Annotated in this window: 27 protein-coding genes; 8 read left to right on the forward strand and 19 right to left on the reverse strand. The window is 37.7% G+C overall.

Features of this window, described 5'->3' with window-relative positions; translation table 11 throughout:
- Positions 1–106: 106 nt before the first annotated feature.
- On the reverse strand, positions 107–544 hold the full coding sequence (locus ACOI1C_RS16930; protein WP_422511780.1) for a BrxA/BrxB family bacilliredoxin: 438 nt from the start codon (positions 542–544) through the stop codon (positions 107–109).
- Positions 545–616: 72 nt separating this feature from the next.
- Entirely contained in the window at positions 617–1,732 is a 1,116-nt protein-coding gene (locus tag ACOI1C_RS16935) for a conserved virulence factor C family protein (RefSeq protein ID WP_422511781.1), read from the reverse strand.
- A 195-nt stretch (positions 1,733–1,927) separates the two neighbouring features.
- Between ACOI1C_RS16935 and ACOI1C_RS16940 the strand changes: the two genes are divergently transcribed.
- Positions 1,928–2,923 (forward strand): peptidoglycan-binding protein, encoded by a 996-nt coding sequence (locus ACOI1C_RS16940; protein ID WP_422511782.1) that lies wholly within the window; start codon positions 1,928–1,930, stop codon positions 2,921–2,923.
- Between the two features lie 32 nt (positions 2,924–2,955).
- Here ACOI1C_RS16940 and ACOI1C_RS16945 read toward each other — a convergent pair whose 3' ends face one another.
- The 3 genes from ACOI1C_RS16945 to ACOI1C_RS16955 form a co-directional block, all read right to left on the reverse strand.
- On the reverse strand, positions 2,956–3,564 hold the full coding sequence (locus tag ACOI1C_RS16945) for a molybdenum cofactor guanylyltransferase (protein WP_422511783.1): 609 nt from the start codon (positions 3,562–3,564) through the stop codon (positions 2,956–2,958).
- Between the two features lie 220 nt (positions 3,565–3,784).
- Positions 3,785–5,683, reverse strand: a complete 1,899-nt coding sequence (locus tag ACOI1C_RS16950) for an ABC-F family ATP-binding cassette domain-containing protein (RefSeq protein ID WP_422511784.1) — start codon at positions 5,681–5,683, stop codon at positions 3,785–3,787.
- Positions 5,680–6,321 carry an HD domain-containing protein gene (locus ACOI1C_RS16955; RefSeq protein ID WP_422511785.1) on the reverse strand — a complete coding sequence of 214 codons (642 nt, stop codon included), beginning with the start codon at positions 6,319–6,321 and terminating at the stop codon, positions 5,680–5,682. The genes ACOI1C_RS16950 and ACOI1C_RS16955 overlap by 4 nt, the downstream gene beginning before the upstream one ends.
- 163 nt (positions 6,322–6,484) lie before the next feature.
- Here ACOI1C_RS16955 and ACOI1C_RS16960 point away from each other — a divergent pair, with 163 nt between their 5' ends.
- Positions 6,485–6,718: a hypothetical protein gene (locus tag ACOI1C_RS16960; protein WP_422511786.1), complete on the forward strand. Its 234-nt coding sequence runs from the start codon at positions 6,485–6,487 to the stop codon at positions 6,716–6,718.
- 12 nt (positions 6,719–6,730) lie between these two features.
- Here ACOI1C_RS16960 and ACOI1C_RS16965 read toward each other — a convergent pair whose 3' ends face one another.
- Positions 6,731–7,570, reverse strand: a complete 840-nt coding sequence (locus tag ACOI1C_RS16965; RefSeq protein WP_422511787.1) for a DegV family protein — start codon at positions 7,568–7,570, stop codon at positions 6,731–6,733.
- Positions 7,571–7,719: 149 nt separating this feature from the next.
- On the opposite strand from ACOI1C_RS16965, the gene ACOI1C_RS16970 reads away from it, so the two are divergent.
- Positions 7,720–7,923, forward strand: coding sequence for a DUF6886 family protein (locus tag ACOI1C_RS16970; RefSeq protein ID WP_422511788.1), 204 nt, complete (start codon positions 7,720–7,722; stop codon positions 7,921–7,923).
- Positions 7,924–7,951: 28 nt separating this feature from the next.
- Positions 7,952–8,227, forward strand: a complete 276-nt coding sequence (locus tag ACOI1C_RS16975; RefSeq protein WP_422511789.1) for a DUF6886 family protein — start codon at positions 7,952–7,954, stop codon at positions 8,225–8,227.
- A gap of 34 nt (positions 8,228–8,261) precedes the next feature.
- Here ACOI1C_RS16975 and ACOI1C_RS16980 read toward each other — a convergent pair whose 3' ends face one another.
- The 9 genes from ACOI1C_RS16980 to ACOI1C_RS17020 form a co-directional block, all read right to left on the reverse strand.
- Positions 8,262–8,744, reverse strand: a complete 483-nt coding sequence (locus ACOI1C_RS16980; RefSeq protein ID WP_422511790.1) for a hypothetical protein — start codon at positions 8,742–8,744, stop codon at positions 8,262–8,264.
- Positions 8,745–8,764: 20 nt separating this feature from the next.
- Complete coding sequence (locus ACOI1C_RS16985; RefSeq protein ID WP_422511791.1) at positions 8,765–10,024, reverse strand: helix-turn-helix domain-containing protein; 1,260 nt, start codon at positions 10,022–10,024, stop codon at positions 8,765–8,767.
- Positions 10,025–10,211: 187 nt separating this feature from the next.
- Positions 10,212–12,128: a S8 family serine peptidase gene (locus ACOI1C_RS16990; protein WP_422511792.1), complete on the reverse strand. Its 1,917-nt coding sequence runs from the start codon at positions 12,126–12,128 to the stop codon at positions 10,212–10,214.
- Positions 12,129–12,339: 211 nt separating this feature from the next.
- Positions 12,340–13,194: an amidohydrolase family protein gene (locus tag ACOI1C_RS16995; protein WP_422511793.1), complete on the reverse strand. Its 855-nt coding sequence runs from the start codon at positions 13,192–13,194 to the stop codon at positions 12,340–12,342.
- Position 13,195: 1 nt separating this feature from the next.
- Entirely contained in the window at positions 13,196–16,315 is a 3,120-nt protein-coding gene (locus tag ACOI1C_RS17000; RefSeq protein ID WP_422511794.1) for a GNAT family N-acetyltransferase, read from the reverse strand.
- A 222-nt stretch (positions 16,316–16,537) separates the two neighbouring features.
- A complete protein-coding gene (locus tag ACOI1C_RS17005) occupies positions 16,538–17,020 on the reverse strand; it encodes a glutathione peroxidase (protein ID WP_422511795.1) in 483 nt (160 codons plus the stop codon).
- A gap of 55 nt (positions 17,021–17,075) precedes the next feature.
- Complete coding sequence (locus ACOI1C_RS17010) at positions 17,076–18,248, reverse strand: DEAD/DEAH box helicase (RefSeq protein WP_422511832.1); 1,173 nt, start codon at positions 18,246–18,248, stop codon at positions 17,076–17,078.
- A gap of 27 nt (positions 18,249–18,275) precedes the next feature.
- Entirely contained in the window at positions 18,276–18,791 is a 516-nt protein-coding gene (locus ACOI1C_RS17015; RefSeq protein WP_422511796.1) for a hypothetical protein, read from the reverse strand.
- A gap of 36 nt (positions 18,792–18,827) precedes the next feature.
- The gene (locus ACOI1C_RS17020) at positions 18,828–20,507 is read right to left on the reverse strand and encodes a formate--tetrahydrofolate ligase (protein ID WP_422511797.1); all 1,680 of its coding nucleotides are present in this window, start codon (positions 20,505–20,507) and stop codon (positions 18,828–18,830) included.
- A gap of 242 nt (positions 20,508–20,749) precedes the next feature.
- Here ACOI1C_RS17020 and ACOI1C_RS17025 point away from each other — a divergent pair, with 242 nt between their 5' ends.
- Both ACOI1C_RS17025 and ACOI1C_RS17030 read left to right on the forward strand, forming a co-directional pair.
- Complete coding sequence (locus ACOI1C_RS17025; protein ID WP_422511798.1) at positions 20,750–21,901, forward strand: diglucosyl diacylglycerol synthase; 1,152 nt, start codon at positions 20,750–20,752, stop codon at positions 21,899–21,901.
- Between the two features lie 48 nt (positions 21,902–21,949).
- Positions 21,950–22,930: a metal-dependent hydrolase gene (locus tag ACOI1C_RS17030; RefSeq protein ID WP_422511799.1), complete on the forward strand. Its 981-nt coding sequence runs from the start codon at positions 21,950–21,952 to the stop codon at positions 22,928–22,930.
- Between the two features lie 12 nt (positions 22,931–22,942).
- Here ACOI1C_RS17030 and ACOI1C_RS17035 read toward each other — a convergent pair whose 3' ends face one another.
- Positions 22,943–23,623 (reverse strand): class I SAM-dependent methyltransferase, encoded by a 681-nt coding sequence (locus ACOI1C_RS17035; protein WP_422511800.1) that lies wholly within the window; start codon positions 23,621–23,623, stop codon positions 22,943–22,945.
- A gap of 119 nt (positions 23,624–23,742) precedes the next feature.
- On the opposite strand from ACOI1C_RS17035, the gene ACOI1C_RS17040 reads away from it, so the two are divergent.
- On the forward strand, positions 23,743–23,892 hold the full coding sequence (locus ACOI1C_RS17040; RefSeq protein ID WP_422511801.1) for a hypothetical protein: 150 nt from the start codon (positions 23,743–23,745) through the stop codon (positions 23,890–23,892).
- Between the two features lie 303 nt (positions 23,893–24,195).
- Here the strand turns inward: ACOI1C_RS17040 and ACOI1C_RS17045 are convergent, their stop codons facing one another.
- Positions 24,196–24,450, reverse strand: a complete 255-nt coding sequence (locus ACOI1C_RS17045) for a hypothetical protein (RefSeq protein WP_422511802.1) — start codon at positions 24,448–24,450, stop codon at positions 24,196–24,198.
- Between the two features lie 159 nt (positions 24,451–24,609).
- Here ACOI1C_RS17045 and ACOI1C_RS17050 point away from each other — a divergent pair, with 159 nt between their 5' ends.
- Positions 24,610–24,858 (forward strand): DUF2564 family protein, encoded by a 249-nt coding sequence (locus tag ACOI1C_RS17050; protein WP_422511803.1) that lies wholly within the window; start codon positions 24,610–24,612, stop codon positions 24,856–24,858.
- Between the two features lie 25 nt (positions 24,859–24,883).
- On the opposite strand, the gene ACOI1C_RS17055 is transcribed toward ACOI1C_RS17050, so the two are convergent.
- Both ACOI1C_RS17055 and ACOI1C_RS17060 read right to left on the reverse strand, forming a co-directional pair.
- A complete protein-coding gene (locus ACOI1C_RS17055) occupies positions 24,884–25,066 on the reverse strand; it encodes a zinc-finger domain-containing protein (protein WP_422511804.1) in 183 nt (60 codons plus the stop codon).
- A gap of 9 nt (positions 25,067–25,075) precedes the next feature.
- Positions 25,076–25,735 carry a ribonuclease H family protein gene (locus ACOI1C_RS17060; protein ID WP_422511833.1) on the reverse strand — a complete coding sequence of 220 codons (660 nt, stop codon included), beginning with the start codon at positions 25,733–25,735 and terminating at the stop codon, positions 25,076–25,078.
- Between the last annotated feature and the right edge of the window lie 15 nt (positions 25,736–25,750).

The raw sequence follows: 25,750 nt of genomic DNA on the forward strand, positions 1-25,750 counted from the left end.
TTTCCTTAGTGGTTGGTCGATGTGTACCCACAATGGACTTTCACCACCTAGATAGTTGCCATGCCTGGCACACAATAAAAAGGATGCCACTCACGGCACCCCTTACCTATTCACAATTTTTTTCAAATGCAGCGGTTAAATTATTCATAATATCTTCCATTGAGTGACTTTCAATTTCATGTCTTGGAATAAAATGAACAACTTGTTTACCTTTTAACAACGCCATTGACGGCGAGGATGGCTCATAGCCTTCGAAATATTCTCTCATTGTTGAGGTCGCTTCTTTATCTTGTCCTGCGAATACGGTCACTAAGTGTGAGGGCTTCTTTTCAGAAATAAGTACTGCTTGTGTTGCTGCCGGTCTTGCCAATCCTGCTGCACAACCACAAACTGAATTCACCACTACTAATGTTGTCCCTGCAATCTCACTTATAAATTCTGTAACCTCTTGGCTTGTTGTTAGCTCTTTAAACCCAGCATTCACGAGTTCGGCTCTCATTGGTTTAACCACTTGTTTCATATATTCATCATACGCCATTGACATAAATACACCCCTAATCTTACATTTTCCTATGTAAAAGCATACTACAAGCACTTTGCTTGAAGCAACTTTTAACTATGAATTTCGATTTTCTGTCATTTGCTTCCAAATCGAACCTTTTGCCTCTTCCCCGCCTTCAATACGCTCAATCGCAATCTTAATTTGCATGCTAACCTCAAACTCCGAATCATTTTGAGCTTCTTTCAAGGCTGGAAGTGCGGTTTCGTCACCTTCCTCAAATAAAAACATGGCGGCCCTCCAGCGAATCAGCTTGTTCCGATCTTTTAGGGCTTCAATCATCGGCTGTGTGGCTTTTTTATTACCAATATCAGATAAGCAGTCCCCAGCTGTTCTTCTAACAGTTACAGTTGAATCTTTTAAAGCAAAAAATAACAGAGGTAGAACTTCCTCACTTTTTATCATTCCTAAATATACTGTAGCTTGTCTACGGATAGAAGGTTTTTCATCCTTTAGAGCCTTTGCGAGAACTTGAAGATCCTCCAATGTTGGATTCATTTGTTCTAAGTGGTTATATCGATTTTTCCAATCCTTCTCATCAAGCATTTCTAATGTAACCGGGTAGCTCTTTCGTTGGATTGGACTGCTCTCTTTTGAGTGAGCCTGAGAGATCATTCGATTTAGCCGCTCATCTGAATAAATAGCAGAAATTTCATCAACGACTTCTTTTGCAATTTCATCCATTACCCCATAACGAATGCCTTGTTCCTTCCACTTTCTCTCTTTAACTAAATTTTCAGAAGCACACTCTGATGCCATCGCCGCCTTCATAAATCTTTCTGGCAAGCCTACTCTTTGCTCTGTTGCTCCGTCTGTAATCTTTAACTGCATGGGAATACCACGGAACTGCTGGACAAACACCCTTACTTCTCCGAAAGCATCTTTTGCTTGTATACTGTTGCTTTCATTTGTTTTTTCTTCTCCAAAGACTTCACGAACGCTCGCTAAAATATCCTTCCAATCGTACTTGGAATTACGTTCAATTGCTAGAAAGTCCGCAACATGATAAACACCTTTTACACCTTCAATGTTTAAAAGGTGTTGAATTGGCTCTGGTGCTTCCTCGATATTCTTCTTCGTATAATTATTTCTCTCATGACTCTTTAGTTCTTGGTCTAATAAGACCTTCATTGTATTCGGACTAGGAGTTGGCTCAATAGATTTAATGTTCATGACATTTCCTCCAGTATCTTTAATATAAAAATAGTAACATACGAACAATCACGATTCCATTTATGGGTATTTTGCGTTATTTCAACTTGTAACAAGATTGCACGAAGGATTCTGTCATATTTTGTTTGCCTTTTAAATATCGATAACATAGCTAGATATTTTAAACACCTAGATATTCACCAAGGAGGGTACACCATGAAAAAACGGAATGGAGTTGGGGAAGCACTATTCATTACAACAGTAGCTGCTGGCATTGTCTTAATGTCTCCTGAACAAACCCAAGCATCTGAAGCCCAACCATTAATGTCCAACCAGGAAACCTTTAATACGAACCAAGTTCTTAGATATGGTTATAAAGGTCATTCAGTAACGTCTCTTCAACTTGAGCTAAAAGCACTTCAGTTCTATACAGGTAAGGTAGATGGGCATTTTGGTCCGGCTACTCAGTCTGCCGTAAAGGAATTTCAATTTGTTCATCATATAAAGGTTGACGGGATTGCTGGACCAACTACCTTGAACCGATTATTTTTCTCGACTGATACAATAACGTATCAACAATTTACTTCGAGTAAGCTCTTAAGTGGAGATAAAGGCGAACAAGTAAGGCAGCTTCAAGAAAAGTTAAGCAAGCTTGGATATTACGTTTATAGTATTGATGGTAGCTTTGGACCTCTAACTAAAGGGGCAGTGACGGACTATCAGAATAAGTATGGAATTCCTGTAGATGGTGTTGCAGGTCCGGCTACATTAAAGCACTTGTTTTCAAATCAAAATGTAAAGGGTAAAACGATCGTTTCAAAAACGGTAAAGAAGCAGAGTTCTTATTCAGTCGATACCTCGCTTATCAAGCATGCTACACAATTAGTTGGAGTACCCTACAAATGGGGTGGTACTTCTGCAAATGGATTTGATTGCAGTGGTTTTTTGCAATTTGTTTTTTCACAAAAAGGGTTCTCCATTCCAAGAACAGTTAGTGACATTTGGAACTCCGGCGTTGGAGTGTCCAAACCAAGTGTTGGCGATCTAGTCTTTTTCCAAACTTATAAAAAAGGACCATCTCACGCTGGAATTTATTTGGGAGACGGTAAATTTATTCACTCTGGTTCAAAAGGTGTAACCATTAGTCAAATGAATATTTCCTATTGGGAACAACGATATCTTGGGTCAAAAAGAATTGTTCAATATAATTAAGAGGTCAAAATACTTAAAAGTAGCATTGAGTATCAATCAATGCTACTTTCTTCATGATTTAAATTTGTTAATGCATCTATATCATTTATGTTTTGAAACACTTTGGAATCAACCATTAAATCCGTTTCGTTTACATATCGTACGTTTACCTCTTTTAGTAATGACATCAGCCGAAAACTCTTGCTAAGTAAGAGTTCTTTTATTTTGGGGTAAATGGAACAATGGTATAAACCAACTAGTGGCTGCACCCTACCCTCTATCACGGGTATAATGGCCTGTATAGCTTCGTCCCGTTGAGTAAGGAGCTCCGTAATCACAAGATTTTGGATAGCTGGAATATCACAAGACAAAACCATATACCAATCTGCTTTCACATGCTTCATTGCGGAGAAAATACCAGCCATTGGACCATTTCCTTGAAAAAGGTTATCATCTACTATGACGGGTAGATTTGTGGTCATCTTAAATCTGTCAACTAAGGAAGGGTGACTTACAATAACTTGTGTGTTTGTTACCTCTTCCAATGCTTTGAACGAATACTCCCAAAACGGAACTTCTTTAAATTGGGCAAATGCTTTTGGTGCCCCGAATCTCCTTGACTCTCCACCTGCAAGGATTACTCCACAAACATCATACTCCAAGCTAAAACCTCCTTTAAGAAAAGCGCAAGAGCCTTGTTCAGACCAGGCATAGCAAATGAATGTTCTCAAGCCATAAAGGCGCTCTTTGCCTTTTTGGCTTGAGATTATTTGACCTCGAGGGGCTAGGCGTTGGAGCTAGACATAGACCCTGTTTGAACAAACTTATACTTTTGTATCTTTTAAAAAAGACTTCTAGTCACCTAGAAGCCCATCTCTTGAACTATTGTTCATCTAATTCTTCAATAAGTTCTGATAAGTAAGACCAACGTTCAACAGTCTCATTTAATTCCTGCTTTAGCTTTCGTTCCTTATCCATCAAAGATGAGATCTCTCCATAATTGGAACCTGCTTCAGCTATTTTCTTTGAAATGGTTACTAGTTCTGCTTCAAGACTTGAAATTTTGTCTTCAATACCATCCCAATCCTTTTGTTCTTGAAAAGACAACTTCCTTTTTTTTGTTTTTTCCTCTTTTTCAACTATTGGTGTGACTTGCTTTCCTTTTCCAGAAGTAGCTTTTTCATCCGCTTTTTTCTTTTCCAAGTAGTCGCTATAGCTACCAAAGTAGGTAGACACTTTCCCTCCACCTTCAACAATTAACAGTTGCTCTACGACCTTGTCTAAATAGTATCGATCATGGGAAACGGATATAACTACGCCAGGATATTGTTCTAAATAATCCTCTAAAACCGTTAAAGTTTCCGTATCCAAATCATTCGTAGGTTCATCCAGTAATAAGATATTCGGCTCTTCCATTAATATTTTAAGTAGATACAGCCTTCTTCTTTCACCACCAGAAAGCTTACCTATTGGAGTCCCGTGAGTAGATGGTAGAAATAGGAATCGTTCAAGCATTTGAGATGCTGAAACAGAAGAACCATCCTTTACTTGAATAACGGAAGCCGATTCTTTTATATAGTCTAGCATCCTTTGACCAAGATCCATTTCCTCATTTTCTTGCGTGTAATAGCCTATTTTTACGGTTTGACCAATATCAATATGACCACTGTCCGGTGAATAAATTCCTGCAACCATATTTAACAAAGATGATTTGCCGGTACCATTCTTCCCAATGATTCCAATTCGGTCATGAGGCTTTAATAAAAAGCTAAAGTTTTCTATAATTTTTTTCGTTTCGAATGATTTGGAGACCTTGTCAAATTCTATAATCTTCTTACCTAATCGATTACTGTTCAAGCTTAAATCGACTTTACCCGTTTTTTGAGGAACATCTACTTGGTCAAGTTGTTCAAAGCGCTGTATTCTTGCTTGCTGCTTCGTAGTTCGAGCTTTAGCACCTTTTCTAATCCATTCCAGCTCTTTTTTATAAAGCTGTTCATGCTTATGCCATGACTTTTGGTCCTCTACCATTCGAATTGTTTTTGCCTCTAGGTAATAAGAGTAATTACCTTTATAGGTAAACAGCTTCCCTTGATCTAATTCAATAATGCGATTGGCCACACGATCTAGGAAATAACGATCATGGGTCACAAACAATAAAGAACCCTGGTATTTACTAAGCCATTCTTCTAGCCACTCAATTAATTCTGCATCTAGATGGTTGGTTGGTTCATCTAAAATCAGGAGATCTGGCATTTCAATGAGACACTGTGCAAGAGCTACCCTCTTCTTTTGACCACCTGAAAGTTCTTTAATGACTTGATTAAAATCAGTAATACCTAGCTTTGTTAAAATAGCCTTGCCATTCGCATTCGCATCCCAAGCACCCAGTGTGTCCATTTCTTGCTGCAGGGCGTATAAAGTATCTAATAATTGTTCATCTGAAGGTCTTTCTTCCAAATCTATAAGAATCTTTTCATAGTCTCTTACGACAATGTTAGTTGGTGTATCTTTATAAAATAGCTGCTCGATCACGGTAAGGTCATCTTTTTGGTCAGGGTGCTGAGATAAAAAAGTAATGGTGTAATCCTTGGAAGTCACAACATTACCACTATCTGGGGTCTCAAATCCTGCAATTATTTTTAAGAGAGTGGATTTACCCGTACCATTTACCCCAATAATTCCGATTCGTTCTTGTTCAGTAATACTAAATGAAATATCTTGAAATAATTTCTTTTCTACGTATGTTTTAGAAATATGCTCAACTGTCATCATTTTCATGCTTGTCCATACCATTCCTTCATAAACTGATTTATAAAATTTTCCATATATTCATGTCTTTGCTCCGCTATTCTTTTAGCGGAGTCTGTATTCATTAAGCTTTTCAGCTTAAGCAATTTTTCATAAAAGTGATTGATTGATGTAGATTTCCCATTTCGATACTCGTCTTTAGTCATGGTATCTCTAGCTGGTAAGTTTGGGTCGTGCATGATATCACCAATAGATCCAGCATAAGCGAATGTTCTAGCTATCCCAATTGCACCAATAGCATCCAAACGATCTGCATCCTGTACAACTTTTCCCTCAATTGTAGAAAGTAACGTATGATTCCCACCTTTAAAAGACATATTTTGAATAATCGTCAAAATATGCTGTTTCACGGATTCCTCTAATTTACATACTTCTAGCCATTCTGCAACCTTTTTCAAACCAGCTTCTTCTGACACATTGAGTTTTTCATCGGCTACATCATGCAAAAGAGCTGACATCTCGACAACAAACAAGTTAGCCTCTTCTTGTTCTGCAAGCATTCTTGCTAAATTATGTACTCGAACGATGTGCCACCAATCATGACCACTTGCATCATTCTCTAAAATTTTCTTAACAAATTCCTTTGTTCTCTCAATCATTTCGTCCATACATAGCTCCTTTAATCACAGCAAGTATATCTATTTTACCACTATTTCTGGGTAAAAGCTGATTTTACCTGCGGACAACTGGCAATATGCCTAGTATGACATATGCTGATGTATACGAACAACATCATGTTCAAGGAATTTTCCCCATTAGGAGCGATGTAGGATGAATTCAAATAGAGAGATTGGAACGGCATGGTTTGGACGACACGTCGTGATTATTAGATGTATGCCTTACACAAATCAATTGATCGGGATGCACACAAGCTTACATGCACCGACTGAACCCCCGTCTGTCTATTGTGCAGAAACATTATCACAATTTTTCAGTATCGGCTATACTCCTATTGGAACGTACACGGTTTCAGCTTCCGAAGTGCAATATGTTCTTATTAAATAAATTTTCCTTATTCTACTTGTACCAGCTTATTCCAATCGTGTTCGCTCCTGCATGCACACAAACAACAGCTCCAAGTGGACAAGTACTAATTGTGAGATTTGGATATAGTTCTTGAATCTTTTGTTTCCAAGCATCAGCCACTTCGGGATATCTACCATAAATCAAAGTAAGTTCCTTAATTGTAGGATGATTGGACAAGGCCGTCGTAAAAATATCAATCATTCTTTGTTCAGCCTTTTTCTCAGTTCGTACTTTTTCTGATATTTTCAATTCGCCATCATTTAAGGCTAAAATTGGTTTAATTTTCAAAGCGGATCCTATTAAATATTGAGCACCATTCATTCTCCCACCGCGGTGTAGTTGTTCGAGACTCCCAATCAATACATATGTTTCATGCTGATTTGCCAAAATTGTTAAATCCTTTACGATATCGTCGAAACTTTTATCTTCGTGCTGAAGCTCTAATCCTCGTTGAATGATCTTACCCATTGGTAAAGATATGACTCTAGAATCAATAACTTCAATCGGAAAATCAACCATATTTGCTGCTTGTACACTAGTAGAATACGTGCCACTTAGCTTGCTTGAAACATGAACAGCTATGATTGCGTCATAGTTCGTTTTTAATGATTCATAAAGCTCTACAAATGTCCCGACAGCTGGTTGGGAGGAGGTAGGTAGCTTTGATGAGGCTTCAAGCTTTTGAAAAAATTCATCCGGTTCTAAATCTATTCCATCTCTAAACTCTTCTCCATTAAACATAATAAGCATCGGAACACTATAAATATCTGGATGGTTCCTATATTTTTCATCTAAATTAACTGTACTATCAGTCACCCACGCAATTTTCATAAAAAAACCCCTTTTTATCAAATTATACAGAATCTTCTTTAAATATTCATCACAGTAATATAAATTTATAATTGATAGACTGAGTACTACCTAATATATTGTTTGCTATGAGTATTGATTACATAATTAGAGCATTGGAGTTGTTAATTATGCACCTATTTCATTTTAGTGAAGATTCTTCCATACGTATTTTCCATCCTCGCCCACACCCAACGCATCCAAACCTGCCAAATTTGGTATGGGCAATTGATGAAGATCGTTCTCCTATGTATTTAGTACCGAGAGATTGTCCGAGGATTGCTTACTGGCCTGTCCATAGTACTTCCCTTAGAAGACAAAGAGCTTTTCTATAACCAAACATCTGCAAAGATGATTATCACTGTGGAGCAGCGTTGGTTCCAGACCATTCGGTCTACCTCATTAACACAGTATACTTTTTTGAGTTCCTTATTTTCAAACTTTGATGAAGGTGCTGGCTATTACACTTCAACTAAAACAATCAATCCTGTGAAAGTAGAACAGCTACATAATTTACTAGACCACTTAACTTCTAAAGATGTGGAAGTTAGGTTTACTCCCTCTCTCAAACCTTTAAGCCAATGGCTTCTTGGTCAAAGCTACCACTTTTCAATGATTAGAATGAGAAATGCAAAATGAAAAGCTGTCAAGGATGCTTGACAGCTTTTATGTATTAAATAGAAAATTTTGGGCTTGCTGTCGGATCTGGGTGTTTATCTACCGCTAGAAACTGACTGGCTGTTGGATCTGGGTGTTTATCTACTGCAAAAAATTGATTGGCTGTTGGATCTGGATGCTTATCTACTGCAAAAAATTGACTGGCTGTTGGATCTGGATGCTTATCTACTGCAAAAAATTGACTGGCTGTTGGATCTGGATGCTTATCTACTGCAATCATTTGACTGGCTGTTGGATCTGGGTGCTTATCTACTGCAATCATTTGACTGGCTGTTGGATCTGGGTGCTTATCTACTGCAATCATTTGACTGGCTGTTGGATCTGGGTGCTTATCTACTGCAACCATTTGACTGTCTGTTGGATTTGGGCGCTTATCGACATTTGTTAAATTAGTAAAGTCTTTCACCGTCATTGGAGACGCTAGGAAAGCTAATAAAATAAATACGTGTAGATATACATTCGAAATTGATTTTTTCATATAACTTCTCTCCTCTTAATTTATATATTATTAACTCTCTTTAAAGCATCATTAGAAACCCTTAAGTAAGTACTAGCCTGTTTATATTTATAACCTTTTTCAAAATACTTCGCTAAAACATCAGAATAATCTGCCACATACTTATAATTTTTATGCTTCTCAAAGTATGGTATTACAAGTTCTTTCAAGAAATCTTCAAATTCAATTGTGCTCTCAGTCATTAAATATTGGTATGTTTTAAAGTGATAAAAGTATTCTTTGGTCTCTTCACTTCCTGTTAATTTCTCTAAACCCTTACTCACCCATTTCAAACCGTGTTTAAATTCTTTTTTATTGTAGTACTCTTTAATAATGGCATGAATTGTAGGGAAAGTTTGCTTGTAATTAACATCTTCATGAAAGGCGATACTTTTTTCATAGTGTTTAATTCCAAGTTCTGTTTTCCCTTGAATAGAGTATAGATATCCTAAATTGTGATGAATGAAGCCTTTTAAATTAGAGTTATCGAGTGTGTTTGCAATTTTATCTGCCAACAAATAGCTCTCTTCTGCTTTATTTAACTCGTCACTTCTTCTGTATGATATTCCTAAAAGAATTTGACATTCTGCACTTCTTTTGTAGTTATAATGAGCTTGATAAATAGCTAGTGCCTGATTTGTATAGTTTATACATAGTGTAACTTTCCAGAGCTGGCTAGTTGTTAAACCTAGGGAGTAATAAAGATCTGCTTCCTCCCATTTTTCAAACACACTTCTTAAAAGAATGCTTTCTGCTTTTTTATAGCAATTATAAGCATCGTTATATTTTTCTATAATGTAATCATGTAATCCAGTAAATTTATACAAATAATAATTTAATTCCTCCGTAAATATATCTGCTATTTCATTCAATTTTTCTAATGTTTTCATAGCCTCATCTAATTTACGAACTTGTAAAAAATACCTAAGTTCAAATAACATAAAATAAACAAGAGATGATGAATCTCGTGATCTCTCCATCTGATCTTTAATCTTTGGGTATAAATTCTCTGCCTCTTCTGTTTCACCTGAGATAATTAACTTATACCAATCCTTCAACTCCTCTATAAGCAACGGCTCTTCTTCGTCTAGGAATCTAATGCCTAGTCTTTCACAGAGACGATCAACAACATCGAGACTTGGAAGGCTTTGATTGTTTTCTATTTTGGATAAGTAGGATATGGAGATAACGCCACTAGCTAGTTCGTCTTGTGTTTTGTTTTGCTGGATCCTAAAGAATCGTAAACGATCTCCAATTTTCATTTTCATCAACTCCACTGCGATTCTATTTTACTATATGATTACATTCTCTATTTAAATTCATTTTCCTGCTAATTCGATGTTGGGAAAATAGGGGGTCAAAAACACGAATGATTCGTGTTTTTAGGTACCTACTTTCCCAACATTTGAAGTTTTATTGATATAATCTGTATTTTTTTGTAAAAAGCGACTAATTTAAGATCGCAATGGAGAAATCTTGAGGTCCTGAAGGCACATTATAGGCATCAACTTCAATGGTATATGTCCCCTTTTCTGAAAGTGAGACAAACACATTTTCAACATTGTTTTTGGAATCCCAGTTATTATTGTATGGACTAGTGAAATCATTACCCACAAAAACTTTCCCAGTTGGTGATGTAATAATTAAATCAAGGTCATTAACTAGAGTAGTAGCTGCAGTAGTACTACCAGGATAATCGGTCCAAACAAGGGAAATTTTCAACTGATCTGTACCATCTGCTGCAAATGTAAAGCTAGCTTTTTCACCCGTTCTTAAAGCACTCGTTTCATTAACGTAAGCAATATTTAGTGAGCGATCTAACGAAACTCGACCCCATCCTTGGTTATTACTAGGGAATCCTTGACCAACATCAACTGCTCCTGCTACAAGAGCCGCCTTAATCAAAGATGGCTTAGGTGTTACCCCCCTTGTGTCCATAAAGTGCTCACGTAATAATGCCACACTTCCCGCAACTATTGGCGTTGCCATAGAAGTACCACCCATGTACGCATACTTACTGCTATAGTTAGCCCAGAAAGAAGAATCCGGAGCTAGAGATGATCTTGCGGAAAGAATGTAAGTACCCGGTGCCATAATGTCAGGCTTGATACGTCCGTCCGTTGTAGGTCCTCTTGAAGAAAACGTTGCCACATGATTTTGGTTATCTGCATTGGTACCAAAGCTTGGGCGATAATTTTCAGTTGCACCAACTGTAATTGAATTTTTCGCAGTACCTGGAGCACTAATCGTACGAGTACCAGAGCCCTCGTTTCCTGCTGCAAACAATAGAGTCATATCGTTGTTCCAAACATATTCATCTACTTGTCTAGAATCTATTGTGTATGCACCGTTCACGGGTGAACCCCAAGAGTTTGTATGAATTCTTGCTCCTGCATTATATGCTTGTGAGAAGAGAGTCTTTAAATCACTAGGTAAGCCACCAAGGCCACCTGAGCTATCCATAATAGATTGGAAAATTAGATTTGCTCTAGGTGCCATCCCTTTTGATAATGTTCCATTTCCAAGAACAGAACCGGCGACGTGAGTCCCGTGACCATTTGGATCATTCGAGTTATTCGTTCTTCCCCATGCATAAATGTTGGAGATATGACCTCTAAATGCTTCATGCATCGTACTATCATTCTTGCCTGTATCTAGACCAGTGTCCGCAACAGCTACCGTCTGCCCGAGTCCATCTAATCCATAAGTAGTTTTCAATGTATTAACACGGATTATTTTAGCTGCTTCATCATTCATCAGCTTATACTCAGAATCCTTTGAAACAAATGCTACATCGTTCCTAGAAGCATATTGAATCAGTTCATCAAGGCCTTTCGCTTGAATCTTTTCTTTCTTTCCTTTGACTGTTTGAATGGTTGCTTTGACTAAGGCTGATGTTCCTTGTTGAACGAGTTGAGGATCAAATTTGTAGAGTGGTTTAAGTGCCTCGACTGTTTCAACGTTTTGTATGTTTTTTATAGTAGTTAAATTAACTCCTTTTGTATCTACGATAAAAGCATAATCTGGAATATAATCTCCCATAACTACACCCGTTGACACTAAGGCTTGCTTTTCTTTTTCTGTGATCGGACCACTAAATTGAACGACATAAAGAGAGTTGTCAGCTGGTACCTTTTCTAGTTTCTTTTGAAGTCCTTTAGGTAGTTTAGAAAGACTGTCTTCAATAAGAAATCTGGCTTTCCCATATGACCCTTTTTTGTTCTCACTTTGCGTGGATTGTTTCACCTCAACAAATGTCAGTTCTCCATTTGAGGCTGTTGTATTGTTTGGACTTGCAAATACTAAGGATGCCATTAGTGCCGCTGTTGTTAAGGTTGCGAAGATTGCATTTTTTCTCTTGCTCATCTTTTCACTCTCCCCAATTTTTAATTCTCATCATCTACTTCTTACTGTAACAGAGTTTGAATATTTTGAGTATTGGTATAATTGGGGTCAAAAACATGCGATTAGAGGTCCTTTTCCCCACCTATTTTCCCAATACGAAAAGTTTGAATATGTGCTATACTAATTTGTTAAACAAAAAAAGCACGAGATCACTCTCGCACCTTCACCACGCTTATCTTAAAAATGGTTTGATTTTGGGAAATACCTTTACTGCGGTGTTAAAGAATACATCCTGATGGTATTCTACTGGTATAATTTCTCGAATAAATTCAATGTAAGGCTTAATTGGGGTTAATGGCCAATCCGTGCCAAACAAAAACTTCTCGTAATTGTTCGTGAAGGTCAATGCATGAAGGAGGTGGTCGAAAAACCTTGATTGCTGCAGGCGTCTTATGTCCCCATTCGCTCCGACAACTAATCCTGATAAATCAGCGAAAACATTGCTGTTTTTATAGACAACCTCTGCTCCGTCTAAAACCCAAGGATCCCCGAAATGAGCCATCATAATTTTCATATCCCGATGCTTGACTGCCACTTCATCAATGGCCAAAGGGTGGGAGAAACGAAGTCTACCACGCTCAGAATAGGTATCTCCTGTATGAAAAACAACAGGAACCCCATATTCCTTTGCTACTTTATAGACAGGCTCATACACCTCGTCATATGCGTAGAATGGATAATAGCCTAAATAGATTTTTATTCCTACACACTCTGGCTTATCAAGGTCGTTTTTCAACGCTTCCAAAGATCCCTTATCAAGCTTAAAAGGATTAATCCCTGCAGCATAAACAATATTTTTTGGTATCTCACTTGATAAATCAATCCCCATAGGGGACAGGGAAGCGGAGTCTGGAAACCCCTCCCCATCTGTTTCTGTAACCCCCATGGCAATTCCTAGGACCACATTATTTTCCTTAAACTCCTTTTGAATACCCTCAAAAGAATAATCAACCTTTGAAATGTCCTGTGCGGTATCATGGAAGCTTCTTATATCTGAATAATGAATATGTGCATCTATAATCTTCATTTTATCCCTCATTAAACGTGATCCTTTGTAGCTGTTTCACTTCGTCTTTCGTTACTATCGTATCAAGAGCAACAAAGAAAGTGGGTGATGATAGCCACTCTTTACCATCCGCTAAGTGAAGCTCTCTCCAAATGGACATTGACTGAACCTCTTTGTTGACATATGATTCGATTTCCAGAGCTTCTCGATCCGCCACAATTTGGAGAATATGCTCATCTTTGGTTGATCCAACTAACACATGGTCACAAAGACTTGACGCAAACTCCGTCTTGCCAGCGACATACCTCTCTTTTTCTCCATTACTCTTAATCCAGCCTTGATCCATTGTTTCTCCTGGCATAAAAGCACATTCTGAATACCATTTTTTATAATGAAGATAGGCTCCAGTGTTTTGTATAAACTTCGTGGCATATGCAACAATCGGAACACCAGGTAGCATGACATAATATTGTTCCATTCCAAGACCTTTATATTCTTCATTTTCCGCAAAGATTGTGGAGATCTTGATTCCTTTCCACTCTTTTTTGAATGAGTCGATTAGAACGGCCTCAGAAACAGTCGACTTCTCTTTTGCAAAGGATTTATGGTTGATTCCTTCGAAGCTTGTACGGATTCCTCCACTCCATGGATTCCACCACGACTTCGGTTGTAAATTCGGGAATGATGAATGCAGCCATTCCTTTCCAAAAGCTGATAAAGAAAATAGGGCAGGATAAAAAGATTCAGCAGCAGCAATAGACAAATGACCGTTAGAAGCTTTCCATTCTTCATGCCCATCTTTATATTCCTTCTGAATAGTAATTTCGTCCTTACTAGGATTAAAAACTAGCGTCCGCTTTGAAGATTGAGTCCCGTTAATTTCATAATTCGCAAGAGCAAATGAAAGTGGCGACACGGCTTTTTGAACAATAGCTGATGACTTTCTAACCTCGTCTTGTAATGAATAGGAGTTACATAGAACCTTTTCCTGTTCATTTGACAATTCAACCGTTCCTTGAAAAAAACTAGACTTCTTATCTTGTAAACTTATTTCTATTTCCTGATCATTTACAGCTAAAGCGGTTAACATTAAATCCTCTGCTGTAGCTACTCTATCCATTTTTCTCTTATTGGCAAAATCTCTAAATTCTTCCCATGATTGGTATGCGCCAAAAGATAGGTAAACGGGGTCTGTCTTGAATTCAGTTCCCGAGGGTAGGATGCCAAGCTCATGCTCTACGTACATATACCAGGTTTCAAAGCTAACCTTAGAGCTTTTTGGCCAGCAAATACCATGTGCATATGGAGAATGTCTAGAAAACAACCAGTTCTCAGTTAAATCCTTACTGTCCCATAGTCCGTATTCTGCACTTGCTTGTTCATTTAGCTCTACTACTTGGTTATTTGAGGCAAAAACTGGTTTATAGAGTTCATGATAGATGGGTTGATACACCCAAATAGGTTGATCTGTTTCACTGCTACCGTTATTTCTGACGATGTACGACTGCTCAAGCAATCCTTCTGCATAAAGCTTTGAAACACTTACAAGCTCAGTATTCGGAAAATCATTTGATACGTAAGTAGCGTTTAAAACCATTGCCCCTTCTTGATTTTCGTATTGAACAGATTTCGGTTTTCTCTTTGAGAATTCACTTGAATAGGGCTTACCAAGCTTAGGGAAGAGACCAATGGTTTTCTGCGTATCCTTTGTTTTCCTTCCTGCAACAAGTTCATTATCAAACTTTCTCAAATACAAGTGATATAAACCATTATAAACATGCCAATAGTCATCACATTCACCATGGAATTTTGCTCCGATTCCTTTAAAGCCCATACCGAGTTGTTTTTTAAAATGAAGAATTTCCCCGGATTCTTTTACAACTCTAAATGAAATCAAAGGTTCGTAGAAACCAAATTTAATTAGCTTGTAGGTAATCGGAATGGATACTTTACCTTTTTCCGGAATGAACATCTCAAAGCTACTTTTATCTAAAGTAAGAATTTCATTCTGTGGTAAATGGAAAGTAAAGCAGGCACCCTCGTCAAAATTGTTCTCCATATTTATATAGAATGTTGCAGGCACATCTAAATAGCATTGTGACCCAGGTACCACAGCCGTTACCTTAGCAGGTAGTTTTGGCAAAATTCCCATTGAGAATGCAGCCTTTTTACCATTGATCGTAAGATTCGTTTTTACAGAAGGATGGGTTCTCCAGTTACTTTGCTCCTCATCTAGTCCCTTCAGACTAAAAGTAGCTTCCACAATTGATTCCCCTTCCACTTGTATAGACTGCTGATAAGGAAACTCGACAAGTTTATGGTTTTCCCCTTGAAAATCAATGTTTAGTGCCTTACCCGTTTTGTTTTTAACAAAGTACCGAACGGTATAGCTAGAATCACACACCAGCTTAAAATCCTCCACTTCAGCTGATAGGAGATAATCATTCGTCTCAATTAGACGCAAGCCTCTTCCTGTCCGTTCAAATTCCATACGTAAAAAGTCCTGATCGTTTTCCCACTTGTATTCATAATAAGCAAATTCGTTTTCTTTTCGACCATCTGGTGCTACTTCTATCACTCTAGTACTAGCATCATACCAATTTGTACGCTGGAAAAAATCTTGGACAGCCTCCGTATTTAAAACGGTTGGCATAAAGTTCATCAAATGAGTGACATCATCACGATCCTCCCAGAAAAAGCCGCACTTCTTGTATAGAGGAACAGCCTTTGTGTTACCTGGCCATGTGTAAAGATCCAGTCTTGGCCACCCTAATTCCACGGTCCGCTCTAAAGCCTTTAGAACAAGTAGCTTTCCAATCTTCAACCCGTGATAATCTGTTCTCACATTTAATAATGGGATGTAAAGTGCTCCGGAATCTTCTCTATATTCGCATAATCCACAATACCCGACCACTTTTTCCCCGTCCATAGCTAAATAGAGGTTTAGATTACTAGAGTTCGCTTCCTGCGTTCGGACCTTTTCCTCGGTCGTAACATGGGAATCTCCGCCCCATCCCTCTCGACTAAGATTCCACATCTCAGCAACTCCGCCAGCCAGCCCTTCGTGATACTCAACGATTTCAATTTTCTTGCTTGTCTGTTCCATTTTGACCTCCGTTATGATCTCTTTTCTACGTTTCAATCTTCCTATCCCCTTCAATTTTCATAGATTCGTTTTTAACACTTGTGTTAATCATTTTGCATCTCCTCCTTTTTAGAATGGTTTTAGAAATCCATAGTCGTATCGATTACTAGAAAAATATGGTTAAATAACCACACCTCCACTATAAAGGAGGTTTATCTTTAATGTAAAGGAATTTTCAGAATTTATTACAGAAAAAAAGAGACCGTTTTGGCCTCTTTTTTACTGGTGAAGTAGGTTTTCAATTTGTTTTTTTATAGATAATGGACTGGTTGCTGGAGCGAATCGTCCCTCCACTTTTCCTTTTTTATTAATGAGAAATTTGGTGAAATTCCATTTAATGGACTTTAATCCAAGAAAACCTTTTTCTTGAGCGGATAAGAATTGAAAAAGCGGATGTGCGCTCTCTCCATTTACATCAACCTTTTCGAACATCGGGAAAGTCACCCCATAATTCAGCTGGCAAAACTCTTGTATATCCTGATTTGTTCCAGGATCCTGATTCATGAACTGATTACATGGGAATCCTAGGATAGTTAAACCCTGATCCTTGTAAAGGTCAAATAGCTGTTGCAACTCATTAAATTGAGGCGTAAACCCGCAATTACTGGCAGTATTAACAATCAATAAAACGTTACCTTCATACTGACTTAAAGAAACCTCTTCACCCTTTATATTCATGGCCGAGAACTGATACACTGACATGACGCAACCCCTTCCTACCTCCACTTTAAATCATTGGATTCCAACTTAGCTATTTTTAACTCTTTTTTGAATGTTTTTGAGGTGACTTTATCTTTTGCTTCACAGGCTTTGGTTTTTTATCGGTCCATTCACCATTATGAAGAGTCATCTTTTCTAGGGAAAGAGTTAATTTTCTATCAAAGGCTAGTAACGATTTCTCTTCGTTAGCAGTAACGATGGAAACGACGGTTCCAGAAGCTCCCATACGGCCTGTTCGACCTGATCTGTGGACGAATTGATCAATGGATTCAGGAATATCTAAGTGAATGACATGAGTAACACCTTCAATGTCTAGTCCTCTAGAGGCTACATCTGTTGCCAATAGGAGTTGATATTTCCCTATTCTGAATTTCTTTATCGTTGCTTCCCGTTCAGCTTGAGTGGATTGACTAAATAAGACACCCGCCTCAATTTTTTTGTACTTCATCTTCTCGGCTAGTGCCTCTAAATGAAAGGCATCATTAATAAAAGCAATCGCCTTTACATTTGGTTCTGTATATAAAATCTTACGTAAGAAGTCAATCTTCTCTCTTCGTTCACACACTATATAAACTTGCTTAATTTTCTCCTTTAACTCAAAAGAGGTTTCAATCCTGATTTTGACGGGCTCTTTCATAAGCTTTTCTAGCAGCTTACTTGTATTGTCAGGAATAGTAGCTGAAAAAGCCACTAGATGTCGATCTCTTAAAGTGGATTGAATGATTCGATCCACTTCCTTTGTCACTCCTGAACTTATGAGCTGATCTGCCTCATCGAGAACAACTGTTTTTACCTCATGCATTTTAAGTTTTTTTAATTCAATAAGCTCAACTATACGATGTGGCGTACCAATAATAATTTGAGGGTGCTTTTTAAACTTTTCGAGTTGACGTTTAAGGTCCGCTCCCCCAATAAATGAGGCGGATGAAAAGGGACTATCCTTAAGAAACCTTGTCGCCTCTTCATGAATTTGCATGACTAGTTCTTTTGTAGGTGCAACTACGACAGCCTGTGGACTTTTCAAGCTTTCATTCAGTGATTGAAAAATAGGAACTAAATAGCCAAGGGTCTTACCTGTTCCTGGCGGTGATTCAACGATGACATCTTTATTTTCTAGCATGGTAGGTATGGCTTTTTTTTGCACATCTGTAAGGGTAGTAAAACCAGCCTTTTCCCATGCCTCTTTTATATAAGGGTGAAATTGATCCATGTGTTCCATTTGCATTCTCCTAGTTTGTTAGTAACCATTTTGTTGTAGCAACTTAAGTGTATCTTCCATAAAACTGAACATCAACAAAAGATCATCAATATCTTCTTCATATATGACACGATCAAAAGTTATCTTTACCTTAAATTGAACGTCCTTCAGTAATGGGTAAGGTGATAATAGGGTGTACTCCTTATTACGGTCTCCCCATACATTATCCATGATCGTTTGAATCATTTGCAACAGATGTTCTTCTTGCGGGACTTTAACAGTAAACTCAACGTTCGTTGAACATCCTTGCCCTGTTAGATCCGATTTAGCTAATATCTCATTTGATAGCTGATCCAATGTAGAGGTAAGTTCCCACCTACATGTTGAACGAGTTTGATTAGGGAGCTGAAAAAATAGATAGAATTTCCTAGACATAATGGCAAGATCAATCCTATCACTTCTATCAATCACATTTAAACGACCTTCTAGGTCTTGATCATACACGGCGCCTTCAATGACTACTTTTAAATTATCAAAAATTGTAGGATCAAACAAATTTCAGCCCACCTTTACACGTAAATTTCTTTACCTCTAAAACAATCCGACTATTTTTCCGTCATCATCCACGTTCATATTTAGTGCTGCTGGTTCCTTCGGTAAGCCGGGCATTGTCATAACTGAACCTGTCAAGGCCACGATAAAGCCTGCTCCAATGGAAGCCTTAAGCTCCCGAATTGTTACTGTGAAGTCTTCTGGGCGACCAAGCTTAGTAGGATCATCCGATAAAGAATACTGAGTTTTGGCCATACAAACCGGCAGATTCCCCCATCCTTCTTTGTCAAATTGAATCAACTGCTTTTTTGCAGTTGCACTGAATTCAACGTTTTTGGCACCGTAAACACGAGTAGCAATGGTCGTAATTTTTTCCTCAATACTATGGTTTATCTCATATAAAAAGGCAAATTCATTGCGGTCCTCTTTGATAGCAGCCAAGACCTTCTCTCCTAGATCAAGGCCCCCTTTACCGCCCTTTTCCCATACCTCCGTAAGAGATACTCTGACTTGTTTCTCGTTACACCACTGCTGTAACCAATTGATTTCCTCATCGCTATCTGAAATGAAACGATTGATGGCCACAACAAATGGTAAGCCAAAAGCTTGGATCGTCTCTATGTGTTTCTCCAAATTCAATATACCCTTTTGAAGTGCTGACACATTTTCTTCCTTAAGTTCATTTTTTGGTTGCCCTCCATGCAGCTTCAAGGCTCTAATTGTAGCAACAATGACGACCACGCTAGGTTTTATATTTGCTGAGCGACATTTAATATGTAAAAACTTTTCAGCTCCTAAATCAGCACCAAATCCAGACTCCGTTACGACATAATCACCTAATTTAGCTGCCATTTTTGTTGCAAGCACGCTATTGCACCCATGAGCAATATTGGCAAATGGACCACCATGGATGAGCGCAGGTGTATTTTCTAAGGTCTGAACTAAATTGGGCTTTAGAGCATCTTTAAGAAGCATGGCAAGTGCTCCTTCAAAACCTAATCTCTTTACTGTGAGTGGCTTCTTCTCATGGCTATACCCGAAGACGATTTCCCCGAGTCTATGTTTCAAGTCATGAAGATCTGTGGATAAACAAAGCACAGCCATAATTTCTGATGCAACGGTTATATCAAAGCCATCCTCACGGGGAACTCCCTGCGTCGGACCACCAAGTCCTACAATGACCTGTCTTAAAGCGCGATCGTTTAGATCAACAACACGCTTCCATGTGATCCTTCTAGGGTCAATGTTTAATTGATTCCCTTGATGGATATGGTTATCGATAAAGGCCGCTAGCGCATTGTTCGCTGCTGTTATAGCATGAATATCCCCAGTAAAATGAAGGTTTATGTCTTCCATGGGAACAACCTGTGAAAATCCTCCACCCGTCGCACCACCTTTGATACCCATTGTAGGTCCAAGCGAAGGTTCCCTCATAGCAACAATCGCTTTTTTCCCTAATTTATTTAAGGCTTGTCCAAGTCCAACAGTAACAGTAGATTTCCCCTCACCTGCCGTGGTAGGATTAATAGATGTAACAAGTACAATGTGACCATCCTTTTTGTCTTTAAGTCGGTTCATTATGTTTAGACTAATCTTTCCTTTGTAATGACCATATGGTTCTAGTTCCTCTTGAAGAACACCAATACCCTCTGCTATTTCATAAATTTGATTTAACTGGGCATCTTGGGCTATTTCAATATCGGATAAGTCTTTTTTCATCAAAATCCCTCGCTTCTTATATTTATTTCCAAAAACAATTGCCGAAAGTTCTAAATATTTCTATAATGAAATCATGAATTGAAAGTATTGTTAATAGAATCTTTAATAATATCTACATAAAATTATCTTTAACTTAATAATTTTTCATTGTCCATTCATATTTCCATTACAATTATATGATAATTTTATAGTGTACTGGAAATGCAAATGTGCATATCCAAGAAATGTTAGGAGTGAACTTAGTGGCTAAGCGTCCTAAAATCTTAATTTTAACGGCTAGATATGGAAACGGTCATATTCAAGTTGCAAAATCATTAGAAAATAAATGTAAAGAAAAAGGCATTAATGATGTCATCGTTTGTGATCTATTTGCAGAATCTCATCCTATTATAACAGACATTACACAATATCTTTATTTAAAGAGCTTTACAATTGGCCCGCAATTTTATCGCATGTTTTACTACGGTGTGGAAAAAATCCATGATAAGAAAGTAGCAAGCTGGTACAAAAACTTTGGCAAAAGAAGATTATCTTATATTATTGACAAAGAAAAGCCTGATATTATCATAAACACGTTTCCGATGATCGTCGTGCCAGAATTTAGAAAAAAAACCGGAATTGTGATCCCAACCTTTAATGTCTTGACTGATTTTTGTTTGCACCGTATTTGGATTCATAGTGAAATTGATAAATATTATGTAGCAACAGAAGAATTAAAAAAGAAAATGGTTGCCCAAGGAGTCCCTTCATTTAGAATTCATGTTACAGGAATTCCAATTAGAGAATCTTTTGAAGAATCCATTCAGCCTTCTGTCCTTTTTAAAAAGTATGGAATTAATCCTACTAAAAAAGTTGTACTTCTAATGGCAGGAGCACATGGTGTATTAAAGAACACGGTTGAGCATTGCCAAAGCTTACTAAAGGATGAAAAAATACAAGTAGCTGTTGTTTGTGGTAAGAATGAAACATTGAGAGAAGAACTTCATGGTATCGCATCAGCTTATCCAGATCGTTTACATGTATTTGGTTATGTTGAACGAGTTGATGAACTCTTCCGTATTTCATCATGCATGGTTACAAAACCTGGGGGAATTACGTTAAGTGAAGCCTCAGCCATTGGTCTGCCTGTTGTACTATATAAACCTATTCCAGGGCAAGAAAAAGAGAATGCCCAGTTTTTCCAAAGTAAAGGGGCAGCTATTATCGCAAATCGTCCTGAGGATGTTATAACTGAAGTTACCGATTTATTAAAGAACGAACAAAAGCTTGTTGCTATGAAAAGTCAAATGAAACAAATCCATAAAGAGAATTCATCCCAGTCCATTATTGAGGATATTTTATTAGAAAGCAAAATGTACACCAAAAGACAGATTGTTCAGTCTGTCGTATATTAATCATTTTCTAGTTTAATAGATTAAATCATACACATGGAGGGTGCCAGAATGGATACGAGTACCCATATCACGATGGGTTTTGGTTTAGCTGGTTTAGCTTATATAGATCCTTCCATAGCAGCTTCTCCAGAGCTTGCTAGTGCAGTTTTACTAGGTACTGTCATTGGTTCAAATGCACCTGATTTTGATTTTGTATATAAGGTTAAAGGTAATAGTGCTTATTTCCGCCACCATCGTGGATTATCTCACTCACTCCCTGCTCTACCGCTTTGGGCTCTTGCCCTTTCAAGTATAATTTGGATGTTTCATCAGAATGTTAGCTTTTTTCATCTATTTATATGGACATTTTTAGCCGTCATTCTTCATGTTCTATTTGATATTTTTAATGTGTATGGGACACAAGCTGGTAGACCTATTTCAAAAGAATGGCTTGCCTTAAATTGTATCCCACTTTTTGATCCTTTTATCACGGGATCTCATATTGTTGGCTTTATCTTGTGGTATAACGGTTTTCACCCAGGAATTTGTTTTCTACTTATATACGGACTTATATCTATTTATTTACTAGAAAGATATTTTAGTATGAAGCGAACCCTCAACTTTATAAGTCTGCATAGTGGGAAAATAGGCCAGATAAAGTTAATCCCCTCTATGTCATGGATCAATTGGGGATTTATTATCGAAAATGATACACATTACTATGTAGGTTCATTAAAGAATAAAAGAATCGAACTAAAGCATACGTTTCAAAAGCTAGTAGAAGATACTGACATTCTCAAAAAGGCAAGGCAGGATGAAAACGTACAGAATTTCTTGTCTAGCACTAATTATGCTCATCCACTGGTCATCACTAAGCCCCATGGATACGAGGTACGTTGGTTTGACTTGCGCTTTAGATCTAAAAACCACTACCCTTTAATGGCTGTTGTTCAATTGAACAAGGATTTAATCATTCAGTCTTCGTTTACAGGTTGGTTTCACCAGACAGATCAAATTGAGAAGAAATTGTCTTTACAAAAATCAATGTAAAAAGCTCCTGTTCTAGGAGCTTTTTTTTTGAAGAATACTAACCCACATAAATGTTAAAGCTTGCTTTAATTCAGATGGAAGCCCACTCAGAGTTGTCGGTTTGACTTCTCTCTTATATACCCCTAGCCCATCAATAACTGTATATCCATTTTCAGTAGCTAACTGTTCTAGCTCCCAGGGCATCATCGTATTACAAACAACTCTTTCACCATATAATCGCTGAAAGCTATTTTTTCTTGGCACAGCAGTTGGTCCAAGTAGACCGATACATAAGTATCCCTTCTCTTTTAAAAGCCTACTCAACTCCTTAAGAACTGAAAGTGGATCTTCTGTCCATTCTAAGGAATTTATGGCCATAATCGCCTCAAATTCTTCGTCCTGAAATGGTAGTTTGGTTAAATCACCTTGTATGAACTGTAACGACTTCCCTGTCTCACGCTTCTTGGCTATTTTCACCATCTGTTTAGAAAGATCGACACCTATTACTTGATAGCCTTGCTCACTAAGCTTAAATGCTCCATATCCATCCCCACAACCAGCATCTAAAACTGTACATGGTGGTTCAATATGCTTTTGAAAAAAAGGAATAATGGTACTACGACTTCCATGATCCCACATTTCCTGACTATTTTGATTCCAAAAATCTGCCCGCTCGTCCCATTTTTTCTCTGCTTCTTTGTGCCATTGCGACATGTTGAATCACCCACTCTATGTATGATTTTTCTATCATCTTATTATACCTAATACATGAAAATAATAGTTGTCGCAAATAATAGTGTAGATTGTTACTATTATTTAGGAGGAACTCTGTCATGACGAAACGACCTAACAAAGGGAGCAACAACCAAAACTCCCCGCAAAGTGGCAACCAATTAGAGGAATTCTCTTCTGAACAAATTCCCGGCGACAATAGTAAAGGAAACAAACGCAATCAAAAGAGTAAAACAAATAAGCAAAATTAGTTTGATTAAATCTCTGGTCGGCTCTATGTAAGAAAGCATATCTTATTTTTTAAAAAAACTCTCTAAGAAAAGCGCAAGCGCCTGTTCAGACCAGGCATAGCAAATGTCCTGAAGCAAAAAAAGGGTGATCTTTCCTTTTATTTACTTCAGGTTATTTGACCTCGAGGGGCAGGGCGCTGGAGCCGGATTCAGATGCACTAGCTCATATAAATTCTGATATTATAAAAAATGGACGATTATTTTCGTCCTTTTAATTAATCTCATATGTTCCAAATCACCACGACCGGGCTTAATAGAACCTATTTAATTAATTATATTCTTAGATGGCACTACTTGCTGAATTTGGACGTCTAAAACCTCCCCATCCTGCACATAAACAATAATTAAGCCATCACTGCCATCGGATACGGCAATACATTCACTTACATAAGATAGTAGACTTTCACCTAGATCTAGTAAAGCATGGATAATTTGTTCTTCTTTCGATACGTCCCTTTTCTTGTATAATAATGAAAATCGGATGACTACTTGTTTATCGTTAATTGAGGTAAGGTACATTAAGAACACTCCCAAATCTTCAATGTTTCCTTCATTCTATGTTTGATGGAAATGGAGTATTCCGAGCATCTTTGCAGTGAGTACTATCAATAATTTGTATGTATAGTTCGACCTAATTGGGTCACTCTATAGTTGAAAGATTGAAAGGGGAGTTTTTAAATGTCTGAGCCATTTAATGATATTAAACAGGTTGAAATGTCAGTTCATGCGGCACAAAAGATGGTTGGAACAGCCACGATGAGTATGGATCCTGAACAATTAGAAGAAGCAAAAGAAGCTTTACAAGTTGCAAGACAACAATTAGCACAGGCTGTTAGCAGCCAAACAGGCGTTGATGAAGAGTTTCTACAAGGACAACAAACACTTCTCGCTCAAAGTGAACAACAACTAAATGAAGCGAACCAATAAAAAGGGAATCTATACTCCCTTTTTTCTATGATAACAGCTTTCCGTACTCTTTTAACTGTTGGCCAACTGTACATTCTTTAATACAGAAGGTTTGAGCAAAGCATTTACCATGTTCCTTTTTGAAATGGCCATTAACAAAACAATTCTCGCAGAAAGTGTCTAATAAGTTACTGACCTCGAGTAGTACCCTCTTTTGCTCCACAATCATCGTCCCCTTTTATTCAGTTAGATTCAGATGACTGGTCACCATGGTACCTTCTAAGGCCTGACTTGCCAGTTGGTCCGCTTCTTTATTTTCTTTTCTTGAAATGGGTGTGAATTTTGGCCTTATACCCAGATGCTTTATTTTATCTTCAATCCGATCTAACCATTTTGTAAATTCATCCTCAAAGCATGGCCAGTCCCCTGATAATTGATTTAATACAACTTGAGAGTCCCCTTTAAACTGAACACTCATATTTTGGACTCCTAACTCTTCCAGTCTAAGAACTGCCTGCCAAAAGGCCGCATACTCAGCTTCATTATTTGAATCTAATTGCTGTAGCACTTTATTCTCTCGAATTCGAAAATCTTTATTGTTTCTTGAATAGTATATGACGACTCCAGCACCTGCTTTTTTCGAGTCTATATCATATCCTCCATCAAAAAAAACTAAAATATTATGCGGCTCTTCTTCCACTTCTGCTAATAGCTTTTCAAATTCTTTCTTTGTCCACATTATATGTTGTTCATCATAAAACACTAAATCCTTGGTTCGCCCAGTCTTTAAGAAATCATTGGAAATAAGCAAAGCCTTAATAGCCGGTATCGTTTCAGTGGTTAATGTTACCTCTAAATTTTTGGTTGTTTTGTATGTCCATTCAATCCAAACATCCACATTCATTCATCCTCC

The sequence above is a fragment of the Bacillus sp. DJP31 genome, assembly GCF_049310945.1.
Taxonomy (GTDB): domain Bacteria; phylum Bacillota; class Bacilli; order Bacillales; family SA4; genus Bacillus_BS.